Here is a 20,557-nt window from a genome sequence, read left to right on the forward strand (position 1 = left end):
CGCCCCCGGCCGACGCCCCCCGTCGGCCCTCCGCTCCCGGCGACACCGGCGCACGTGCCCGCGGCGGCCTGGGCGCGCCCCTGTCCGCGCTTCCGCCGAGCGCCGAGCTGCCAGCTGCGACCCCGTCCGGTGCCCGCGCCTCCCGTACGGGGTCCGGCCCGGACGTCCAACGTGCTCCGGTACGGCAGGACCAGAACCCCGCGACCGCTCCGCTGGTCCCGCCCGCCGGTTCCGCGCCCCGTCGCGCGCCGGGCGCGGAAGCCCCGCTGCTGGGGGCGGCCGATGTCCAGCGCCGCCTCACGGACGACTCCGCCACGGTGCATACCACCGAGGCAGCTCCCGCGGAGCACGCGCACGGGGCCGCCACGCCGCTGGTGACATCGCCCCCGGGCGCCGCAGCCGACCGCCCGGCACCGGCGGGCGCGCCGGCCACAGCCTCCGCTGGCCCGGGCTCCGGCGGGCAACGGTCCCAGGGCCCCCGCGCCCCGGCCCCAGTGGTCGTGGCCAGGGCCGTGGCCTCGGGCACCAGCGGTGCCCGGCCTGCCGACCCGGCAGGCCCGTACCCGCTCACCGTGACCCGCTCCGCAGCACACTCAGCCATGGCAGAGCCCCGCGCCTTGGCGCTGCTCGCCGCCCGCCCGCTCAACCTGAGCACCCGGACCCCGGAAGGAGCGGCATCGCCCGTGGCCGCCCGTTCCGGCGGCCGTCCCGTGGTGGCGGCGCGCTGGCCTGCCGCACCGGGTGCCTCCCCGGGCGACACCTCGCCGAGCACCTCACCGGCCGCCGGGGACTCCGGGCATCCGGCGCCCCGCCCGTCCGCCCCCGCCCCCGCGCCGACGCGGCCGCACGTCCAGCGGACCACGACCGCGCACGTCGGACCACAGTTGGTCCCCCAGTTCCCACAGGACCCACAGGGCCCGCAGGACAAGGACACGGGCGCACGAACGACCGCCACCCCCGCAGCTCCCGTTCAGCGCGCCCCGGTGGTCCGTCCCGCGCCGCTCAGCCCGGCGACCGCCGTCGTACCGGCGAAGTCCCTGCCGGTGACCGGCCCGCAGGCGCCGCCGCTCCCGGACCGCCCGTCGGCCGCCCCGGCAACGGCGGCGGCCGTCCCCGTGGTCCGGCCACGTACCGTCGCGCCGGGCCCCGGGCCGACCACTGGGCCGGCGGCCTCCGTTCAGCGCGACACCACCGGCACGGGCGGTGCCGACCTGCTCAAGGGCGTTCCGGGCGTACAGGTCAAGGAGGTACCGGCACGCGGCCGGTCGCAGCCGTCGGCCGGGTCCGCCACGGCTTCGGCCGCCCGCCGCCCCGGAACCCCTCAGGACGACCCCGGCCCCGACCTCGACCTCGACGACCTGGCGCGCCGCCTGCTCGACCCCGTGTCGCGGCTGCTGCGCACCGAACTGCGGCGCGGCCGCGAACGCACCGGCCGCCCCTACGACGGACGCCGCTGAGGGCACGCGACAGGCGACGACCCCCTGACCGACAAGTGACCGACTGACCGAACTGACCGCCTGACCGACTGAACGACGACCGACGGACGAGTGACGGACGCATGACCGACAGCATCTTCGCGACGAGCGTGTTCTTCCGGCTCGCGATCGGCGGCAACGACCTGGGCGCCTTCCACACCTGCTCCGGCATGGGCGCCGAGGTCGAGATGGAGACCTACGCCGAAGGCGGCAACAACGGCTTCACCTGGCAGCTCCCCGGCCGCGTGACCTGGACCAACATCACGCTCACCCGGCCCGTCACCGCCGACACGGCGAAGATCGCCCGCTGGCTCGACGAGACGCTGAAGCGGGTGGAGCCCAAGGACGGCGAGATCGCGGCGCTGAGACCGGACCTGACCCGGATCATCAGCTGGCAGGTGCTCGGGATCGTCCCGGTGCGCTGGCAGGGCCCGTCCTTCGACCCCGCCGACTCCCGCGCGGCGGTGGAGACCCTGGAGATCGCCCACCAGGGTCTGCGCCCGTCCTGAACCGCCCCCACTCACCCACCCGTTCACCAGCACGTGTCCGTCACCCGGAAGGAGGTCCCGCCGTGTCCCCAGCCCGCTCCAGCCGAACCAGGGCCCAGCTGACCCTGAAGGAGCCCCCGGCCTCCGTCGGCGCGAAACCCGGCGGGACGATCGCGCGGCTGAACCTGCAGTTCAACCCCTCCACCCTGCAACTGCGCAAGACCACCGAGTGGCGGCGGTCCCCCTCGCGGATGGCGGGGCAGTCGGCGCTGCCCGAGTTCGTCGGGAGCGGCCCGCGCCAACTGAGCCTCGAGGTGTTCCTGGACGCCACCGCCACCCACGACAACTCCGTGGAGCTGGCGGTGGAGAAGCTGATGAAGGCGTGCGTGCCGACCCCGGCGAGCCTGGGCCGCAAGAAGCCGGCCAGCCCATGGGTCCGGTTCGAGTGGGGCACGGCGCGGACGACGTCGTTCGACGGTGTGCTTTCCAGCCTGTCGGTGACGTACACGCTGTTCGACGTGGACGGAAAGCCGCTGCGGGCCACCTGCGCGCTGTCCATCGAGGAGGCGAGCGTCGACGCGCCGGGCCAGAACCCGACGTCCGGCGCGCGCACCGGGCGCAGCACGCACACCCTCGTGGCGGGCGACAGCCTGGCGCTGCTCGCCTGGCGGGAGTACGGCGACGCGACGGCCTGGCGGGTCATCGCGGAGGCGAACGACATCGACGACCCGATGGCTCTCGTGCCCGGCACCGAACTGGTGGTGCCGGGGCTGCGCGACACCGGCGCTGAGGAGGACCAGTGACCACACCCGAGGCGCGCGGCGGCCGGTCGTTCGCGGCGGACCCCGTCGTGGAGGCGCCCGGCGAACTCCCGCAGATCTGGGCCGCCCAGCTGGTGAACTGCGTGGTGGACGAGAACGTCGGCCTGCCGGACGCCGCGGTGCTCACCTTCCGCGACCCCGACCACGAGTTCCTCCAAGCGACCGGCATCACCATCGGCACCCCGCTCAAGGTGTCGGTGGTGACCGTGTCCGGGCAGGTGCGCGAGCGGCTGTTCAACGGCGAGGTGACCGCCCTGGAACTGGACCGGGACCGCACCGGCTCCTTCACGGTCGTCCGCGCCTACTCCAAGGCGCACCGCCTCCAGCGGGGCCGCAAGGTGGTGGCGTACCGCGACATGACGGCGGCGGAGATCGTCCGCAAGGTGGCCGCCGGGGCCGGGCTGGCCTGCGGCAGGGTCGAAGCCGCGCCGGTCACCTACCGGCAGCTGTCGCAGGCGAACGTGTCCGACTGGGACTTCCTGCATTTCCTGGCGGGGGAGAACGGCGCTCAGGTGCGCGTCGACGACCAGGGGCTGCTGCAGTTCACCAGGCCGCAGAAGGCGTCCGGCGCGCCCGCGCCGTCGACCCCGGCCACCCGGAACCCCATGGTGCTGGAGTACGGGCGCAACCTGCTGGCGCTGCGGGCCTCGCTGTCGGCCGCGGACGGCGCGTCCCAGGTGGAGGTGCGCGGCTGGGACGTCACCACCAAGCGGCCGCTGGTGGCCCGGAAGGCGTCGGTGACCAGCGGCACGGTGGTGCCGGGGCTGAGTCCGACGGCGGGCGCCTCCCGGTTCGGCAGGTCGACGAAACTGACCGTCACGGACACCCCGTACCGCACCCAGGCCGAGACGAAGGCGGTCGCGGACGCCGCCGCCGCTCACGTCAGCGCCGGATTCGCCGAACTGGAGGCGGAGGCCGAGGGCAACCCCAGGCTACGGGCGGGCAGGCCCGTGGCGCTCGGCAACGTCGGGCAGGACTTCTCCGGCCGGTACACGGCGACCGCGGTGCGGCACGTCATCGAACCGCACGGCGGCTACCGGACCACGGTGTGGGTCAGCGCCAGCCCGGACCGCTCCCTGACCGGCCTGGTGACCGGGGCGAACGCGCCGAGCCGCGGCCCGCGCATCCCCGGTCTGGCGATCGGCGTGGTGACGGACGTACGGGAACCGGGCGGCGCCCAGAACGGCGCCGTACGACTGAAGTTCCCTTGGCTGGACGACACTTACGTCACCGACTGGGTGCGCACCGTGCAGTGGGGCGGCAAGGGCGGCGGAGGCGTGGTCAGCCCCGAGGTCAACGACGAGGTCCTGGTCGGCTTCGAACAGGGCTTGCTGGACAGCCCGTACGTCATCGGCGGCCTCTACAACGGCGTGGACAAGCCCTCCCCGCACGACGTCCCGCTCATCGACAGGACGACCGGGAAGGTCAACCGCCGTTCCGTGGTGTCGCGTTCGGGACACCGGGTGGAACTGCTGGACGCCGCCGCACCGGGCCCGTCCGGACTGAGACTCGTGACCGGCGACGAGCGCCTGGAAGTACGCCTCGACGACCGGCGCGACCGGATCGAGCTGACGGTGAACGCCGGGCGGGGCAGCCCCCTCACCTCCGTCGTGCTCGACAGCACCGGCATCACCCTGGACGCGCGGCAGGGCAACGTGACCGTCAAGGGCCGGCAGGTGGACCTGGAGGCCACGGCCGCGGTCCGGATCGACGGCGCCTCGGTGAAGGTCACGGGCAGGACGGACGTCACCATCGACGGCGGCCTGCTGGGCGTCCTCAAGGCCAAGCTGCTCCGGATCAACTGAGGCGAGTCCCAATCCGTAACCGATGAACGATGAAAGACGAAAGACGAAAGGAGCACCGCATGCCGGCCGCAGCCCGTTCCGGTGACCCCACCAACCACGGCGGCGTGATCGCCACGCCGCCGCCCGGCGCGGCCGCGGCGGTCGCGAGCGTGCTCATCGGCGGCCGTCCCGCCGCAGTCGTGGGCAGCCTGCACACCTGCGCGCTGCCACCGCACCTGGCCCTGGGACCGGGCAATGTGATCATGCCCGACCCGGCCGCCCTCGCCACGGGCCAGGTCCTCATCGGCGGGCTCCCGGCCGCCCGGATGCGCGACAAGACCACGTGCGGCGCGATGATCTCGGCCGGCGACCCGACCGTGCTGATCGGGGGCGTGTGATGAGCGAACGGTTCATCGGCCGCGGCTGGGGCTTCCCGATGCGGGTCGGGCCGACCGGTGGGATCGGCATGGTCGAGCGGGAGCGGGAGATCGAGGAGGCGATCCGCCTGGTCCTGGGCACCGCGCCCGGCGAACGCCCGATGCGCCCCGAGTTCGGCTGCGGCATCCACGACTACGTCTTCGCGCCCGGCGACGGCGCCACCGCCGGACGTATCGCACTACAGGTGCGCGAGGCCCTGGAGCGGTGGGAGCCGCGCATCGCGGTGGACGACGTGGTGGTCGCCTACGACGCCGTCGAGGACGGCACCCTCTACATCGACGTGCACTACACCCTGCGATCCACCAACGACCGGCGCAACCTGGTCTTTCCCTTCTACACGATCCCCTCCGAGGAGGGGGCCGAGGAACGGGGCGCCGGCTGATGGCACTGCCCTCCCCCAACCTGGACGACCGGCGGTTCCAGCAACTCGTCGACGAGGCGAAGCGGTACGTGCAGCAGCGCGCCCCGGAGTGGACCGACCACAACGTCTCCGACCCGGGCGTCACCCTCATCGAGACGTTCGCCTACCTCGTGGACCAGCTGCTGTACCGGCTGAACCGGGTCCCGGACAAGAACTACACCGCGTTCCTCGACCTGCTCGGCATCCGCCTGTTCCCGCCGGCCGCGGCCGTGGCCGAGGTCGACTTCTGGCTGTCGGCGCCGCAGCCCGACACGGTGACGCTTCCCGCGGGCACCGAGGTGACCACGGCCGGCGGCGAGAGCGACGAGGCCGTGGTGTTCACGACCACCGACGAACTGCGCATCATCCCATCCGAGTTGACACGCCTGGTGACCGCGCCCCGCACCGGCGACCAGACCGACCGGACCGGGGAACTGGCCGAGGGCCGCCACATACCCGTCTTCCAGGCGGCACCCCAGCCCGGCGACGCACTGCTGTTCGGCCTCCCGGCCGCGGTGCCGCGCTGCGTCGTCGCCGTGCGCCTGGACAGCCGCGTCGAAGGCATCGGCGTGGACCCCCGCCAGCCCCCGCTGGTGTGGGAAGCGTGGGACGGCGGCGGCTGGCAGGCATGCGAGACCGGCGAGGACACCACCGGCGGCCTGAACCGGCCCGGCGAGGTCGTCGTGTACGTACCGCCCGGACACACGGCGTCGGTGATCGGCGGGACCCGGGCCGGCTGGCTGCGCTGCCGGGTCACCGAGGCGGAGCCGGGCCAGCCGTTCTACTCGGAGTCCCCGACGGTGCGCGAGGCGTCGGTGTTCACCGTGGGCGGCACCATGTCCGTCGAACAGGCCGAGACCGAGACCGACGTCCCGCTCGGCACCTCCGAGGGGGTCCCGGGCCAGACGTTCCGCCTCGGCCGCCCGCCCGTCCTCCTCGACGGCGAACCCCCGGTGCTGGAGGTGTCCTCGCCCGAAGGCTGGCAGCGCTGGGACGTCGTGGACCACTTCGGCCGCTCCGGCCCCGCCGACCGCCACGTCCAAGTCAACGCCACCACCGGCGAGTTCACCTTCCCACCCGCGCTGCGCGAACCGGACGGCACCCTGCGCCAGTGCGGCGCCGTACCGCCCAAGGGCGCCCGGATACGGGTGGCCCGCTACCGCACCGGAGGAGGCCCCGCCGGCAACGTCGCGCGCGGCGCGATCTCCGTACTGCGCAGCTCCGTCCCGTACGTGGCGCGGGTCGTCAACCGGGAGGCGGCACGCGGCGGCGTCGCCGGCGAGACCGTCTCCAACGCCAAGCTGCGCGCGCCGGACGCCCTGCGCATACAGGAACGCGCGGTCACCGCCGAGGACTACGAGATCATCAGCCGCCAGGCCGCCCCCTCGGTACGCCGGGTCCGCTGCCTGCCCGCCGCCGACGGTCCGGGCGCGGTGCGGGTCCTGGTGGTGCCGGACGCGGTCGCCGACGAGGGCGACGACCGCCTCCGCTTCGAGCAGCTCATCCCCTCCGACCAGGTGCTCCGGGCGATCACCAGGAGCCTCGACGAACGACGCCTGATCGGCACCCGCCTCGTCGTCGAACCGCCGGTCTACCAGGGCGTCACCGTGGTCGCCAGGCTCGCGGCGGCCCCGGCCGACACCGACCGCGTCCGCGACGCGGCACTCGCCGCGCTGTTCCGCCACCTCAACCCCCTGGTCGGCGGCCCCGACGGCACCGGCTGGCCCTTCGGACGACCCGTCCAGTACGGCGACGTCTTCGGCGTCCTCCAACGCGCCACCGGCAACACACTCGTCGAGGAGATCAAGCTCTTCCCCGCCGACCCGATCACCGGGCGACGCGGCGCACCGACGGACCGCATCGACGTGGCGCCGGGCGCGCTGGTCTTCTCGCACCAGCACCAGGTGGTCGTCACGGCCGTGGAACCGGAGGCACGCGGATGAGCCGCGCCGCGATCCCCGGCCTCCCGAGCCGGTACCCGATCGGTGAGCAACTCCCCGCCCTCTACGCCGACGACGACTTCGCGCAACGCTTCACCGCCGGCCTCGACACCGTCCTCGCCCCGGTCTTCGCCACCCTCGACAACCTGCCCGCCTACCTCGATCCCCGGGTGACCCCACCCGACTTCCTCACCTGGCTCGCCGCCTGGGTCGGCGCGGCGCACGACCCCCGCTGGCCGCTGCCACGCCGCCGCGAGGCAGTGCTCCGCGCCGTGGAACTCCACCGCTGGCGCGGCACCAGACGCGGCCTGACCGAAGCCCTCCGACTCACCCTCGGCGTCCACGCCCAGGTCACCGACGACGGCACCGCCGTATGGTCCAACACCCCCGGCACCGACCTCCCCCCGGAGCCCCCCGCCGAGATCCTGGTCCGCGTATGGCCGGACGCCGAGGCGCACCCGGACCCGGACCCGGCCCGCATCCGCGAGGTCGTCACCACCATGTGCCCGATACACACCACCTGCCGCCTGGAATTCCTCCCCGGCCCACCCACCGACGACCCCACCGACGAAGGAAGGTGACGCCATGCGCGCCTGCCCCGCGTGCGGTGCGTCCAACGCCCCCACAGACGACTTCTGCGGCAACTGCGGCACCTACCTGGGCTGGTCGACCAGCACACCGACCCAGGCTACGTCGCCTTCGGACACGACGGCACCGGACCCGTCCCCGGACCCGCCGCCACCGAGCACGCCCGAGGAGCCGTCCACCCCGGGCACGTCCTCGTCACCGTCGGCTCCAGAGCCGCCGCCCTTCGCGCCCGGCCGCGGCTCGTCCCTGCGCACACGGCTGACGGGCCGCGGCCCCGGTGAGGCGCGGAGGGCGACCACGGACCCTGCCGCGATCCCACGCTCTGGTGACAGCGCCAGCGGCAGCAATACCGGGGCCCCTGTGCCCGCCTCCGCCCAGGACGCAACGACGACCCCCGCCCCCCGCACCGCCCCCGACGATGCCGATGCCGAACCCCCCGCTCCCGCTCCCGCCCCCCACCCGCCTGCCGCTGACGACAGCCCCTCCCACACCACCGACGCCCCCCGCACAGACGAAGCCACCCCCACCCCCGAGCCGCCGACCCCCGCCCCCATCCAGCCCATCCAGGCCGTGCGCCCCGCGAAGCCGGTCGCTCCCCGCCCCGTCGTACGCCCCGTGGAAGTGCCCGACGAGGTGGCAGGCGTGCCCTGTCCCTCCTGCGGTACACCCAATCCACCGGACCGCCGCTTCTGCCGGCGTTGTGCGGCCCCGCTGAACCCCGCCGCGAAGCCCGAACCGCTGCCATGGTGGCGGACCGTGTGGCCGTTCCGCCGCAAGACAAGGGCGAGTTCGGGCCGGGCTGTCCGCTTCCTGGTGATCACGGCAGTGGTCGTGGCGCTGTGCGCCGGCGGTCTTCTCCTGCTCCCCGCCGGACGCGCGCTGTTCCAGGACACCCGAGACAAACTGGGCAAGGCCCAGCCCATCACCCCGGTGGACATCGAGGCGAGCGCCGAGTCCCCCCGGCACCCGGCGAAGAACACCACGGACGGGCTGAGCAACAGCTACTGGGGCGCACCCGCGCCGGGCGCCTCGGTGACATACACCTTCCGCAAGCCGTTCCGCCTGGTAGACCTGATCATCACCAACGGCCCGTCCGCCGAGCCGGAGAGATACACCCGCGAGGCGCGCGCTCTCCAGATGGACCTGGAGGTGACGACGCAGGACGGCGAGAAGCAGCACAAGCAACTCACCCTCAGCGACAAACCCGGCCCCCAGACCATCCCCAGCGGCATCAGCGACGTGAAGATGGTACGCCTGACCCTGCGCTCACCCGTGGGCCTGACCTCTGGCCGTCACCTGGCCCTGGCAGAGGTCGAATTCTTCCAACGAAGCTGACCCCTTCCGGTGAGTGCCCGTCCACTGCCTCCCGACGGGGTCACGCCCACACAGAAGGCGAGCTAACGTCTAAGTAAGATTCAATCTACGTAATATCGGAACTGTGTTTACGCCGTGGCCGAGCGGGCGGATTTCACCGGGGCGCTCGCCCAGTCCGCGTTGCCCGACGAGCGATGGCCGGAGACAGAAGCGGTCGGCGGCTGGTGGAACCGGCAGAACAACCCCGAGATCGACCTGGTGGGCACCGACCGTGAACCCGTGGCGGGCGCGGTGCACTTCGTCGGCTCCATCAAATGGCTGGAGTCCCAGCCGTTCGGCCGACGTGAGTACGACACTCTGGCCCGGGACGTCCTCGCGGTGCCCGGTGCCGGGCCGGACACGCCGCTGATCGCGGTGTCCCGCAGCGGAGTGGTCGGCAGCTTGCCGCTCACGGCCCACTGGGGACCTGAAGATCTCGTCCGCGCCTGGCAGTAGCTGGGGTCTCCCGGATGGGCGGTGGATCGGCGGGCGAGGTGCCGAACGTGCCGAACTTGTCGGTCTGCACCTCCTGACAGCCCTAGGCTGGCGGACTGTCAAGTGATCACCCGGAGCAGGCGGAAACCATGGGCAGTCTCACCGAGGCCAACCTCAAGGCGCTGGCCGGTGCTCGTTCCTACGAGCGCGCGCTCGGATACCTGGACGCGGTGTCCGGGGTCGAGGTCGGTGACGGCTGGGTCACCGCGAGCGTCCACGGCACGGAGCGGTACGAGGCCCAGCTGACCCTGGACGGGCCCGGCGGCCTGGCCGGCGAATGCGACTGCCCCTACGGTCTGGAGGGCAACTTCTGCAAGCACCTCGTCGCCCTCGGCCTGACGGTGCTCGCCCAGCGGGAGAGCCTGCCACGGCAGCGGAGGGCGGCCCGGGAGCGTGCCCGGGATCTCGACGGGTGGCTCTCCGCCCTGTCCAAGGACGAGTTGCTCGCTGTGCTGCGGGAACAGATCGACGAGGACCAGCAGGTGCGGCGCCGCCTGGAACTGCGTGCCGCGAGCGCCCGCGGGGACCATGCCACGGTCCGGGCCCGTATCCGCGACCTGCTCGACATCGGCCCGTTCGCGCGGTACGGGTACGTCGAGTACGCCGACGCCCGCGCCTATGCCGACCAGGCCGGGCAGGCGGTGTCGGCGATCAGGGCGCTGACCGGTTCCGGCCGGGCAGCCGACGCGATCACCCTGGCGCGGGAGGCCATGCGGCTGCTGGCCGAGGCAGTTGAGAGCGTCGACGACTCGGACGGCTGGCTCGGGCAGATCGGTGCAGACCTCGCCGGCGCCCACCTCGACGCGTGCCGCGCGGCACGCCCCGACCCCGTGGAACTCGCGCGCTGGCTGGTCGGCCATGCGCTCGCCGACCTCGACGACGGACTGACCGACATCGATCCGCTCGATTACGAGGACGTCCTCGGCGGCGAGGGGATGGCGGTCCTGCGGAAGTCGGCGGTCGAGGCGTGGCGCGGCAACCGTCGCGGCTTGGCGGAGAAGTACCTGATGGAGCGCCTTGCCAAGGCGGGAGGCGACGTCGACACGGTGATCGCCGTGCACGCGGCCGACCTCTCACCGAACGGCCACACGCACCTGGTCATCGCCCGCGAGCTGGACACCGCTCAGCGCTCCGAGGAGGCCCTGGGCTGGGCGGAACGTGGAATCCGGGAAACCCGGGACCTCGCCGCCGTCGACACCGCCCTTGTCGACTACCTCTGCGACCGCTATGCGCGGGCGGACCGGCTGTCGGAGGCCCTCGCCGTTCGCCGCGACCACTTCGGTGCCCGCCGCACCCTGCTTGCGTACCGGCAGCTGAGGGCCGCCGCGCAGGCAGGCGACTGCTGGCGGACCGAGCGCGAGGGAGCGCTGGACCTGCTGCGCGCCGACGCGGAGCGGCGGCAAGAGAGCCCGTACGGCGGCCCGGTCCTGGTTGATGCCCTGCTCGACGACGAGGACATCGACGCCGCCTGGCAGGCAGCCACCCGAACCGGAGCCGATGACAGGCAGTGGCTCGCCCTCGCCGACCAGGCACGGGCCGAGCGTCCCGCCGACGCGCTCGGCGTCTACCTGCGCCTGGCCGAGCCGCTCACCAAGCAGACCGGAAACCCGGTCTACGAACAACTCGTCAGGCTGCTGCTGAGCATCCGGGACTGCCACCGTCGCCTGGGCACGCCGGACGAGTTCACCGCGTACGTCACGGCCCTGCGCACCGCCCAGAAGCGCAAGCGGAACCTGATGCGCCTCATGAACGAACACAGTCTGTGAGGCCGGACGGCATTTCCGGGTGCCCTGGACCTGAACATTGGTGGTGACCGAGTGAAGGCGGGTCGGCATCTGTGTGGTTGCCGCGTAGCGGCCGGTGCGGACTCTCTCGATTATTCCTCTCTCGGTCCAGCGGGCGAGCAGGCGACAGGCGGTGACGAGGGTGACGTCGCCGAGGAGTCCAGCGATCTCTCCTGATCGCCACAGTCGTTCGGGCTCTGCCTGCAGGATCGTCAGGACACGCGCCACGCGGGCGCCGGTCAAGCGGCTGCCCAGGCAGGCCCGGACGGCCGAGGTGCCCGGTCCACCTGCGGCTGGACGGTGTGATCACGATGCGCGTCGGGCCCTTCACGTCCTTGGGTTGTGGGTACCCGGCGTCTTGCCTGATTCCGTTTGCCGCTTGGTACGGAGCACCTCCCTGATGGTGCCCACCAGAAAGCCCGCTGCGAGCAGCCCTATCACGATCGAACCCTGCCGAATTCCGTCGGCCTCACGTCCGTCGAGGTACGCAAGCTGGCGGACCTCAGTGGGGCGCGCCGGGTTGTATGCGACGGGTATCTTCGCCCCCGGCTCCGCATCGTTTGCTGAGTTGGGCACGACATCGACATCCGCGCGTACGGCCCCGGACGGTGTGCCGAAGCGTACGGTCACGGAGAGCGCCCGGCCTTCCTCCGACCGGTCGGTGATCTCGACCACGGTTGCGTCGGTCCTGCGGCCCTGGTCCCGGAGGTTCGCCAGCAGTCGGTATTCCTGACCAGCTTGCCAGCCCATGTATCCGGCAATGGTGGCGAACATCAGAAAACCCGCGGCAACCAATCGGACTCTGGCCCAACGGGGGGCCACCAGCCGCGATTCCGGACCGAGCCGCAGCAGCCCAGCCACGAGGCGGCCCGGCGAAGGAACGGCCCAGCCCTGGCGGCGTACCAGCCTGTAGAGACCGTCCACCGCAGCCAGTGCCACCGCCCAGCCGAGAACATAGAGCCACACGGGCCCAAGCGGTCCGAACGCCACCCACACCACGACGGCCACGACGACCGCCAGTGCCCTCCACCCAAGAGGAGAGCCGTGCTCATCCGGGTCGCTGCTCAACAAGGACTTGCGCTCGTCCACCTGCGCCTCCACTCCTCGTTACGAAGTGAGACTCACCGGCAGCCGCGCTGGTTGCAGTGGTACCTGGCCGGCCCAGGCCAGCGCCCCGCGCCGGAAGGGTCCGGCGCGGGGCGCTGCTGATTGCGTGCGGGTCAGCCCTGAGCGGCGTAGGTGACGAAGTCGCTCCACGCGGTGGGGGAGAGGGTGAGCTCGGGGCTCTGCTGATCCTTGGAGTCCCGGACGTGGATGGCCTGGCTGCCCTTCGCCACCTCGACGCAGTCGTCGCCGTCGGAACCGCTGTAGCTGCTCTTGAACCAAGCCCGTTCGTCGATGCTGCTCATAGCGCTCCTCGAAGTCGCTTCAGCAGGCCCCTGGAGTCCTCGGAGTTGAGAGCCTGTGAGCGCAGTTTCGCATACCGCTGGAGCATGATGCTGACCTCCTTCGGATACGAGACGAGCATGCCGCCACGCTGGCCCTCCGCGTAGCCGAACCACTTGTTGTCCTGCGCTTCGAGGAGTCTCAACGGACCGTCGAACCCAGCATGATCGGGCTGATATCTCGGCATGATCTGCAACTCGACGTTGAACTGCATCGACCGCTCCAGCAGATGGTCGAGCAACTCCCGCATCACGTCGGGGCCACCCGTACCGCGCTCGATGAGCGCCTGTTCGATGATGAAGCTGAACGCGATCGGCGGCCTGCGCTCGAACAGGTGCTGACGCTCCAACCGGGCGGCAACCTGCTCTGCCACCCGCTCCTCGTCCTTCACGGGCGGCACGCTCTCTGTCACCGCTCGCGCATACCGTTCGGTCTGGAGCAGCCCGGGAATCACCCGGCACTCGTAGGTCCACAAGGTCACTGCTTGCGTCTCCAAGCGTGCCCACTGCCGGAACCAACTCGCCAGCCCCGCCTGCCGCGACAGATGTGGCGCGGCCCTCCGCAGCGCCCCCGTGTTGCCCAGAGCCTTTTCCGCGCGCTCCACGAAGTCGCGGTCCGGCATCCGCCGCCCCTGCTCGATCGAGGCGACCGTGTGCTTGGAGAAGTCGACCAGGTCCGCGAACTCCTCGCGGCTCAGGCCCGCGTGTTCCCGTAAGGCATGGAGGAACGCGCCGAAGGTGCGCAGACTGTCCGACGTGCCCGGCTCGGTGCAGACTCCCGCTCCCGCTCCCCGTGTCGTCGTTTCCGCAACTCCGTCGTCCGTGTTGTCGTAGGCCACCGTCGGCCACCTCCCGCGCACCAGCCTCGCCATACCGCTTCTGACTCGGCTCCATCGTCACCCCGCGTGATGAGTACCGTCCACTCAGAGTGTGCGTACGCTGACTCAACGTACGTAGGTCAGCGTTGGTGAACGACCCCGAGGCGCCCTCTTCCTGGGCGAACGGCATCACGGGTGAGCCAGGCGGCCCGTCAAGCAACCGTTACCGTACGTGTGTTCACTCAGTGGTTCGGCTCCACCCCGCGAAATAGCCCGGCGCCTGCCCCACCGGGCCGGCCATCTATTTCTGTGGAACTTTCCGCGATTTCTGTGGCAGCCCCCACCGTGCGGCATCGCCGCAGGTCAGCCCGTCAATCCAGGGTTTCTGTGGTTTTCGTGGTTTCTGTGGCGGCTCTCGGCTGGTCCCACCACCTTCCCTTGCTCTCTCGCCCAAGGAGGAGTCGTGGCCAAGCCCCGCGACGAGATGCTGACCATCCCCGAAGTGATCGAAGAGATTGGCGTACCGCGAGCGACCTTCTACCGCTGGCGCCAGTACAAGAAGGGCCCGAAGTCCATCAAGCTCCCCAACGGCGCCGTGCGCATCCGCCGGTCCGAACTGAGTCGGTGGCTCCAGACACTGGAGGAGAGCGCGTGACGCAGGACAGCGACAACGGGGCCGAGCAGAACAACGGCTGGGCCCCGGAAGGGTTTTCGCTCGACGTCCGCCTGTGGAAGGTGTCCAAGGCGCAGAGCAAGACCCGTCCTTACCAACTCCGTTGGAAAGTTGGAGGAAAGGTCAGTAGCGCCACCTTCGCCACGGTGGCTCTCGCAGAGAGCCGCAGATCTGAACTGTGGCAGGCAATACGCCGCGGCGAGGCATTCCGCATCGCCGACGGTCTGCCTGAATCCGAGGTACGGGTCGAGGCCGCTGCGGAGCAAGCTCGTGAGGAACTTCCCTGGTTCGCGTTCTGCCGCGAGTACATGGCGATGCGCTGGCCAACCGCTGCGGCCAAGACCCGTGAGAGCATCGCCGACGGGATCGCCGCGGTGACGCTGGCGCTGGTGGAGCAGGAACAGAAGATGCCGTCACCGGAAGAGCTGCGCCTCGTCTTCCGGTGGCCGGTCATTCCCAAGAACGCCGAACATGACCCGCCGGAGGAACTTGAAGACGCCTACGGGTGGATCTCCAAGAAATCGCTGCTCGTCTCCTCGCTGGAAGACCCGAAGATTCTCCGCGATGTTCAGTACCGGATCTCCTTGCAACTGGACGGCACCCCCGCGGCGGGGGAGACCTCCCGTCGTCGCCGACGCGCGCTCAACACGGCGGTTGAATACGCCATCGAGCGCAAGCTACTGACGGAGAACCCCCTCGCTGCCATCAAGAAGGTGAAGAGTTCCTCATCGGACCGTGTTGACCCCCGTGTTCTCGTGAACAAGACGCAGGCTGCGCAACTCCTTGCATCGGTCTCATACGTTGGGACATGGGACCGCAAGAAGGGTCGGCGCCTGGTGGGCTTCTATGCGGTCATGTACTTCGCGGGGCTCCGCCCGAGTGAGGCCGTGGGACTCAGGAAGGCTGATTGCTTCCTCCCAGAGAAGGGGTGGGGCGTTCTGACGCTCCACGACACGCACCCCGTGTCTGGCAAGCAGTGGACAGACAGCGGAGAGCGCCACGACAAGCGCGGCCTGAAGTCGAGAGAGGCCAAGGAAGACCGGCCGGTCCCGATCCCCCGCCGCTCGTGGCCATGCTCCGCGCCCACTTGAAGGAGTTCGGCACGGCCAAGGACGGGCGGCTCTTCACGAACGAGCGGGGAGGTCTTGTGGGCAGCAGCACCTATTGGCGCGTGTGGCGGGACGCTCGGGAGTACGCCCTCCCCCCGGACCTTCAGGCGTCGATCCTCGGGGGGCGGCCGTACGACCTGCGGCACACCTGTATCACGACTTGGTTGAATGCTGGCGTGCCCGTGGCTGAGGTCGCTCGTCGGGTCGGCAACTCTCCCGAGGTGATCCACCGCGTCTACGAGGGGTGCATCTACGGTCAAGAAGAGGTGATGAACAGGAAGATCGAGGCGGAGCTCGCCTGGCAAGATTGAGCGTCGACTTCAATACATGGAGTGAACGTCAGGCGCATTCGGCCTCAACTAGATGCTGAGGTTGGCGGTTGCGGCTGCGGCGTGGGCGGTGGGCAGGTATTTGCACGATTTTCCTCCGCCCACGCAACACAGTCGGCTAGTCTTGCGGCCGCCCAGGGATCATTCACCAAATGGTCAGGTAGACGGGTCTCGGCATCGATGAATGCTGAGGAGAGTTGCTGAGCTGTCAGACCACGGGTTTCCCGCAGGTCTGCCCCGGCAAGGTCTGTTTCGACAAACGTTGATTTTTCCAACAAGGCACCACGCAGGTCAACTCTATGCATGGCTGCTCCATCACATCGTGCGTCGATAAGCCATGCAAAGCACATGTCTGCGGTGTTGAGAATGCTACCCTTCATAACCACGCCTCGTAGATCAGCTTGGCGAAGGTCTGCTGCAGTGAGGAACATCCACTCCAGGCGTGGCGGGGATTCGAATTCGAAGTGTCGCAGGCTGAGCTTGGCCAGCTTCGCATGGCGAAGATCGAGGCGTCGGGGTTCAGGCCGTTTTGGGCGACGAGCCAAAACCCCGACCGCAGCCTGTATGTCTGCGGAGAGTTCGGGGCTCTCATCGAATGTGGCCTGGAGTCCGTTCCGCTGCTCGGGAAGCCTTGGAAGGGGGTCTGTCGCGCCCCTGTGGGTGTTGTGCCTTACGAACCCTGCCAGCACTCTGACGATCGCTTCGTGGTCCACCGCGGACTCGGACAGCACATGTTCGAGGCTGTAGACGGCTCCCAGGCGCACTTCCAGCTTGTCCGATGCGAGATTCTCGACTGCAGCCCGATACCTGTCAGTAACTTGTCCTCGGCGTGACAAATGATATGTGCGTGCTGTGTATGCAAGGCCAGCGAAGACCGTTGCGCCGGCTATGGCAGCTAGGACTGTTTGCCGGACGGCGTTAATCGCATCAGCTCGATCGGTTCCTGACAGGTGCTGCACCGTCTTGCCAGCCACAAACCACGAGATCGGACCCAGTATTAGTAGTAGGGCACCCGCTGTCCCGAGAACCGTGGCGACGGCTGCCGCCGCCCATCGGAGGCTTTCCCTCCATCGGGCTTCGACGGCCCGAACCACCTCTGACCTCGTCCGCACCTTCGGCCCCCCTAGCGGCAAAGAATCGTCGTGATCTTCTCGCAGGGATGCACATAGCCACAAGGCGGAGGGGCGCGGCTGTCTAGCGCAGGTCTATCGCGATCAGCGCGTACCAACGACAAAGAGCGGGACCCAGTGAGACTGGTTCCCGCTCTTCATACATGGCGTCTGCGCTGGTCAACCGCATCATTCTGCTGGTTGAGGCGAAGTGCCCCCGGCAGGATTCGAACCTGCGCACACGGCTCCGGAGGCCGTTGCTCTATCCCCTGAGCTACGGGGGCGTGTCGGCTGCGCGGTGTGCGCTGCGACGGGTAGAACACTACCAGCTCCGGAGGGGTGTTCATGAACGGGTTTCGTCGCGTCGCCGTGCGGTCGCGCATCCCCCGCACGGGGTGGAAGTGGGCAAAACCCGGACGCGGTGGCCGGTCCCGACCTACTCTCGATTTGTGCCAGGCGCCTCGGGCCGGGTGCTTGTTGTGGACGACAACAAGGTCATCCGGCAGCTGATCAGGGTCAACCTCGAGCTGGAAGGGCTTGAGGTCGTGACCGCGGCCGACGGTGCCGAGTGTCTGGAAGTCGTCCATGAGGTGCAGCCCGATGTCGTCACCCTTGACGTCGTCATGCCCCGGCTCGACGGTCTGCGTACCGCCGCCCAGCTGCGTGCCGATCCGCGGACCCGTGATCTGCCCGTCGCCATCGTCAGTGCCTGCACCTCCTACGAGATCGAGAGCGGCCTCGACGTCGGTATCGACGCCTTCCTTGCCAAGCCCTTCGACCCCGCCGAACTCGTTCGTGTCGTCGTCGAGTTGATCGAGAGTGGGCGGCAGGTGGGGGGAGCCACGGGAGACGGTGACTCCGACGATGCTCTGGGGCGGGCGCTCGGCCTCGGTGAGGCTGAGCGCGCCGGGCGCGCCGGCGGCTGACTGCTGAGCGGCGAGCCGTCAGCCGGCGGTCGGTCGATCACGGGTCGGCGGACTCGGAAGGGGCGGCTTCAGCACTGCGTGTCCACATGTCGGACCCCTCGATTCCCGGTCGCCCTCCCACCCGCCTCCTCGCCTACCCTGTTCCCGTGACCCCCGGCGAGCTCTCCCGTACCGTGCTGTGCGCGGTGCGTCGTGCTGTGGACGCGGGGGAGCTGAGCGTGGCCGTGCCTGCACGTGCCGTTGTCGGGGCGCCCGGGCCTGGTGGGCGGGGGGACTACGCCACCAACATCGCCCTGCAGCTCGCCCGGCCGGCCGGCCAGCCGCCACTTCGGGTCGCCGAGATCCTGCGGCCCTATCTCGCGGACACAGACGGTGTCGCCGATGTCGTTGTCACCGGGCCCGGGTTTCTCAATCTGTGCCTGCGGCGGAGCGCCTCCGCGGGGCTCGTCGAGGAGATTCTGCGGCTTGGGGAGGGGTACGGGCACTCCGACGCCCTCGGCGGGGACGTCGTCGAGCTGCGCATTCCTCGTGAGGTGCGGGCCGCCGTCGTCGCCGATGCGGTCGGGCGGATCGTCGGTTCGCAGGGGGGTCGCCTGAAGGTCGTCGAGGTCGGGGCCGGTGAGCCTGTCGATCTCCGGCCCGTTCCGGCGTCCGAGGATCCCGCTCCGCTCGGGGCCGACGCCGCGCGCTGGGCCCTGCTTCATCCCGCCGTCCATGACCGGCCCCGGATCACCGCCGATCTGCTCGTCCAGCGTGAGAGCAATCCCCTCTTTCGGGTGCGGTATGCCCACGCCCGCACCCGTGCCCTCACCCGCAACGCCGCCGACCTCGGCTTCCGCAGTCAGCCCGGCCCCCTCCCCGGTGTCGAAGTCCCCGCCGCCCTGGCCGACCACCCCCGCGTCCTCCTAGCCGCCGCGTCCCACCGCGCCCCCGATCGCCTCGCCCGGCATCTCGTCACCGTCGCCGACGCCGTGCTCGCGTTTCTGCCCGCCGTGCTGCCCCGCGGGGCGGAGAAACCCTCGGCCGCCCACCGGGCCCGGCTCGCGCTCGCCGAAGCCGCCGGGACGGTGCTGGCCGGCGGCCTGTCCCTGCTCGGCATCGACGCACCCGAACACCTCTGAGAAAGCCCACGAAGAGACATGAGCCGTTCCGCACACCCCGCCGGGCCCCGTCACGCCGACGTCCTCCCCGAGGGGCACTACTCCGCGCCGCCCGCCGATCTGAACACCCTCGACGCGAAGGTGTGGGCGCAGACCGTCGCCCGGGACGCGCAGGGGGTCGTCACCGTCGGCGGGATCGACGTCAAGACGCTCGCCGAGGAGTTCGGCACGCCCGCCTACGTGCTCGACGAGGCCGACTTCCGGGCGCGGGCCCGCGCCTGGCGTACCGCGTTCGGGCAGGAGGCCGATGTCTTCTATGCCGGCAAGGCGTTCCTCTCGCGCGCCGTGGTGCGCTGGCTGCACGAGGAGGGGCTGAATCTTGACGTGTGCTCCGGCGGGGAGCTGGCCACTGCCCTGTCCGCCGGGATGCCGGCCGACCGGATCGCCTTCCACGGGAACAACAAGTCGACGGCGGAGATCACCCGGGCCGTTGCGGCGGGCGTGGGGCGGATCGTGCTCGACTCGTTCCAGGAGATCGTGCGGGTGGCGCACATCGCGCGGGAGCTGGGCAAGCGGCAGCGCGTGCAGATCCGGATCACCGTCGGTGTCGAGGCGCACACGCACGAGTTCATCGCCACCGCCCACGAGGACCAGAAGTTCGGCATCCCGCTGGCCGGGGGGCAGGCGGCCGAGGCCGTGCGGCGGGCGCTGCAGCTCGACGGGCTCGAACTGATCGGCATCCACTCGCACATCGGGTCGCAGATCTTCGACATGTCGGGGTTCGAGGTGGCCGCGCACCGGGTGGTCGGGCTGCTGAAGGACATCCGGGACGAGCACGGTGTCGAGCTGCCGGAGATCGACCTCGGGGGCGGGCTCGGGATCGCGTACACCAGCGACGACGACCCGCGCGAGCCGCACGAGATCGCCAAGGCGCTGACGGAGATCGTCGGGCGGGAGTGCGAGGCGGCGAAGCTGCGTACGCCGCGGATCTCCGTCGAGCCCGGGCGCGCCATCGTCGGTCCGACCGCCTTCACGCTCTACGAGGTCGGCACCATCAAGCCGCTCGACGGGCTGCGGACGTACGTGTCCGTCGACGGCGGGATGTCGGACAACATCCGCACCGCGCTGTACGACGCCGAGTACAGCGTCGCCCTCGTCTCCCGCGCCTCCGACGCCGAGCCGATGCTCGCGCGTGTCGTCGGCAAGCACTGCGAGAGTGGGGACATCGTGGTCCGGGACGCGTTCCTGCCGGCCGATATCGCGCCCGGTGACCTGATCGCCGTACCGGCGACGGGGGCGTACTGCCGGTCGATGGCCAGCAACTACAACCACGTGCTGCGTCCGCCCGTGGTCGCCGTGAAGGACGGGGAGGCGCGGGTGATCGTGCGGCGCGAGACGGAAGAGGATCTGCTGCGTCTCGACGTCGGGTGAGTCCATAGACCCACAGACCCATAGACCCACAGACCCATAGACCCACAGACC

The 20,557-nt window shown here is 70.5% G+C and carries 19 protein-coding genes, 1 tRNA gene and 2 pseudogenes; 17 read left to right on the forward strand and 5 right to left on the reverse strand.

All coding sequences use genetic code 11. The features are described from left to right. The first annotated feature begins 599 nt into the window (after nt 1-599). The 12 genes and pseudogenes from ACH4ZX_RS31895 (at nt 600) to ACH4ZX_RS31950 (ending at nt 11,548) form a co-directional block, all read left to right on the forward strand. A complete protein-coding gene (locus ACH4ZX_RS31895; protein WP_398280379.1) occupies nt 600-1,457 on the forward strand; it encodes a hypothetical protein in 858 nt (285 codons plus the stop codon). Nucleotides 1,458-1,558: 101 nt separating this feature from the next. Beyond that, nucleotides 1,559-1,984 (forward strand): phage tail protein, encoded by a 426-nt coding sequence (locus tag ACH4ZX_RS31900; protein WP_398280382.1) that lies wholly within the window; start codon nt 1,559-1,561, stop codon nt 1,982-1,984. Nucleotides 1,985-2,046: 62 nt separating this feature from the next. Then, nucleotides 2,047-2,766, forward strand: coding sequence for a LysM peptidoglycan-binding domain-containing protein (locus tag ACH4ZX_RS31905; protein ID WP_398280385.1), 720 nt, complete (start codon nt 2,047-2,049; stop codon nt 2,764-2,766). Next, nucleotides 2,763-4,589: a VgrG-related protein gene (locus ACH4ZX_RS31910; RefSeq protein WP_398280388.1), complete on the forward strand. Its 1,827-nt coding sequence runs from the start codon at nt 2,763-2,765 to the stop codon at nt 4,587-4,589. The genes ACH4ZX_RS31905 and ACH4ZX_RS31910 overlap by 4 nt, the downstream gene beginning before the upstream one ends. Nucleotides 4,590-4,648: 59 nt before the next feature. Further along, nucleotides 4,649-4,966, forward strand: a complete 318-nt coding sequence (locus tag ACH4ZX_RS31915) for a PAAR domain-containing protein (RefSeq protein ID WP_351894632.1) — start codon at nt 4,649-4,651, stop codon at nt 4,964-4,966. Beyond that, nucleotides 4,966-5,388: a GPW/gp25 family protein gene (locus ACH4ZX_RS31920; protein ID WP_398280391.1), complete on the forward strand. Its 423-nt coding sequence runs from the start codon at nt 4,966-4,968 to the stop codon at nt 5,386-5,388. The genes ACH4ZX_RS31915 and ACH4ZX_RS31920 overlap by 1 nt, the downstream gene beginning before the upstream one ends. Next, the gene (locus ACH4ZX_RS31925; protein WP_398280393.1) at nt 5,388-7,349 is read left to right on the forward strand and encodes a putative baseplate assembly protein; all 1,962 of its coding nucleotides are present in this window, start codon (nt 5,388-5,390) and stop codon (nt 7,347-7,349) included. Before ACH4ZX_RS31920 ends, ACH4ZX_RS31925 begins: the two co-directional genes overlap by 1 nt. Beyond that, entirely contained in the window at nt 7,346-7,927 is a 582-nt protein-coding gene (locus ACH4ZX_RS31930) for a phage tail protein (protein ID WP_398280396.1), read from the forward strand. The genes ACH4ZX_RS31925 and ACH4ZX_RS31930 overlap by 4 nt, the downstream gene beginning before the upstream one ends. A 4-nt stretch (nt 7,928-7,931) precedes the next feature. Next, nucleotides 7,932-8,642 (forward strand): annotated as a pseudogene (locus ACH4ZX_RS31935) (zinc ribbon domain-containing protein); the annotation flags it as partial. A gap of 105 nt (nt 8,643-8,747) precedes the next feature. Further along, a complete protein-coding gene (locus tag ACH4ZX_RS31940; protein WP_398280522.1) occupies nt 8,748-9,269 on the forward strand; it encodes an NADase-type glycan-binding domain-containing protein in 522 nt (173 codons plus the stop codon). Nucleotides 9,270-9,383: 114 nt separating this feature from the next. Then, nucleotides 9,384-9,743, forward strand: coding sequence for a hypothetical protein (locus ACH4ZX_RS31945; protein WP_398280399.1), 360 nt, complete (start codon nt 9,384-9,386; stop codon nt 9,741-9,743). A gap of 128 nt (nt 9,744-9,871) precedes the next feature. Further along, nucleotides 9,872-11,548, forward strand: a complete 1,677-nt coding sequence (locus ACH4ZX_RS31950; RefSeq protein WP_398280402.1) for an SWIM zinc finger domain-containing protein — start codon at nt 9,872-9,874, stop codon at nt 11,546-11,548. A gap of 345 nt (nt 11,549-11,893) precedes the next feature. On the opposite strand, the gene ACH4ZX_RS31955 is transcribed toward ACH4ZX_RS31950, so the two are convergent. From ACH4ZX_RS31955 to ACH4ZX_RS31965, 3 genes are all read right to left on the reverse strand, one after another. Beyond that, on the reverse strand, nt 11,894-12,655 hold the full coding sequence (locus ACH4ZX_RS31955) for a DUF3592 domain-containing protein (RefSeq protein ID WP_398280405.1): 762 nt from the start codon (nt 12,653-12,655) through the stop codon (nt 11,894-11,896). A gap of 131 nt (nt 12,656-12,786) precedes the next feature. Further along, the gene (locus ACH4ZX_RS31960) at nt 12,787-12,975 is read right to left on the reverse strand and encodes a DUF397 domain-containing protein (protein ID WP_398280408.1); all 189 of its coding nucleotides are present in this window, start codon (nt 12,973-12,975) and stop codon (nt 12,787-12,789) included. Beyond that, entirely contained in the window at nt 12,972-13,850 is an 879-nt protein-coding gene (locus ACH4ZX_RS31965; RefSeq protein ID WP_398280411.1) for a helix-turn-helix domain-containing protein, read from the reverse strand. The genes ACH4ZX_RS31960 and ACH4ZX_RS31965 overlap by 4 nt, the downstream gene beginning before the upstream one ends. Nucleotides 13,851-14,292: 442 nt before the next feature. Between ACH4ZX_RS31965 and ACH4ZX_RS31970 the strand changes: the two genes are divergently transcribed. Next, nucleotides 14,293-14,484 (forward strand): AlpA family transcriptional regulator, encoded by a 192-nt coding sequence (locus tag ACH4ZX_RS31970; protein ID WP_101400676.1) that lies wholly within the window; start codon nt 14,293-14,295, stop codon nt 14,482-14,484. Next, nucleotides 14,481-15,922: pseudogene (locus tag ACH4ZX_RS31975) on the forward strand (tyrosine-type recombinase/integrase). Before ACH4ZX_RS31970 ends, ACH4ZX_RS31975 begins: the two are co-directional and overlap by 4 nt. A gap of 44 nt (nt 15,923-15,966) precedes the next feature. On the opposite strand, the gene ACH4ZX_RS31980 reads toward ACH4ZX_RS31975, so the two are convergent. Both ACH4ZX_RS31980 and ACH4ZX_RS31985 read right to left on the reverse strand, forming a co-directional pair. Beyond that, on the reverse strand, nt 15,967-16,371 hold the full coding sequence (locus ACH4ZX_RS31980) for a pentapeptide repeat-containing protein (protein ID WP_398280414.1): 405 nt from the start codon (nt 16,369-16,371) through the stop codon (nt 15,967-15,969). Between the two features lie 890 nt (nt 16,372-17,261). Continuing rightward, a tRNA-Arg gene (locus tag ACH4ZX_RS31985) sits at nt 17,262-17,333 on the reverse strand. Between the two features lie 117 nt (nt 17,334-17,450). Between ACH4ZX_RS31985 and ACH4ZX_RS31990 the strand changes: the two genes are divergently transcribed. The 3 genes from ACH4ZX_RS31990 to lysA all read left to right on the forward strand — a co-directional run bounded on the left by ACH4ZX_RS31990 (nt 17,451) and on the right by lysA (nt 20,506). After that, nucleotides 17,451-17,975: a response regulator gene (locus ACH4ZX_RS31990; RefSeq protein WP_398280524.1), complete on the forward strand. Its 525-nt coding sequence runs from the start codon at nt 17,451-17,453 to the stop codon at nt 17,973-17,975. A gap of 146 nt (nt 17,976-18,121) precedes the next feature. Continuing rightward, nucleotides 18,122-19,096, forward strand: a complete 975-nt coding sequence (nrtL, locus tag ACH4ZX_RS31995) for an ArgS-related anticodon-binding protein NrtL (protein WP_398280417.1) — start codon at nt 18,122-18,124, stop codon at nt 19,094-19,096. A gap of 18 nt (nt 19,097-19,114) precedes the next feature. Beyond that, nucleotides 19,115-20,506: a diaminopimelate decarboxylase gene (gene lysA, locus ACH4ZX_RS32000; RefSeq protein ID WP_398280420.1), complete on the forward strand. Its 1,392-nt coding sequence runs from the start codon at nt 19,115-19,117 to the stop codon at nt 20,504-20,506. Nucleotides 20,507-20,557 lie beyond the last annotated feature (51 nt).

It is taken from the genome of Streptomyces sp. NPDC020490 (assembly GCF_044335305.1).
GTDB lineage: Bacteria > Actinomycetota > Actinomycetes > Streptomycetales > Streptomycetaceae > Streptomyces.

Coding starts and splice junctions, on each gene's coding strand:
- ACH4ZX_RS31895 (WP_398280379.1), top strand. CDS start 600: ATGGCAGAGCCCCGCGCCTTGGCGCTGCTCGCCGCCCGCCCGCTCAAC.
- ACH4ZX_RS31900 (WP_398280382.1), top strand. CDS start 1,559: ATGACCGACAGCATCTTCGCGACGAGCGTGTTCTTCCGGCTCGCGATC.
- ACH4ZX_RS31915 (WP_351894632.1), top strand. CDS start 4,649: ATGCCGGCCGCAGCCCGTTCCGGTGACCCCACCAACCACGGCGGCGTG.
- ACH4ZX_RS31920 (WP_398280391.1), top strand. CDS start 4,966: ATGAGCGAACGGTTCATCGGCCGCGGCTGGGGCTTCCCGATGCGGGTC.
- ACH4ZX_RS31925 (WP_398280393.1), top strand. CDS start 5,388: ATGGCACTGCCCTCCCCCAACCTGGACGACCGGCGGTTCCAGCAACTC.
- ACH4ZX_RS31930 (WP_398280396.1), top strand. CDS start 7,346: ATGAGCCGCGCCGCGATCCCCGGCCTCCCGAGCCGGTACCCGATCGGT.
- ACH4ZX_RS31950 (WP_398280402.1), top strand. CDS start 9,872: ATGGGCAGTCTCACCGAGGCCAACCTCAAGGCGCTGGCCGGTGCTCGT.
- ACH4ZX_RS31960 (WP_398280408.1), bottom strand. CDS start 12,975: ATGAGCAGCATCGACGAACGGGCTTGGTTCAAGAGCAGCTACAGCGGT.
- ACH4ZX_RS31980 (WP_398280414.1), bottom strand. CDS start 16,371: ATGTTCCTCACTGCAGCAGACCTTCGCCAAGCTGATCTACGAGGCGTG.
- lysA (WP_398280420.1), top strand. CDS start 19,115: ATGAGCCGTTCCGCACACCCCGCCGGGCCCCGTCACGCCGACGTCCTC.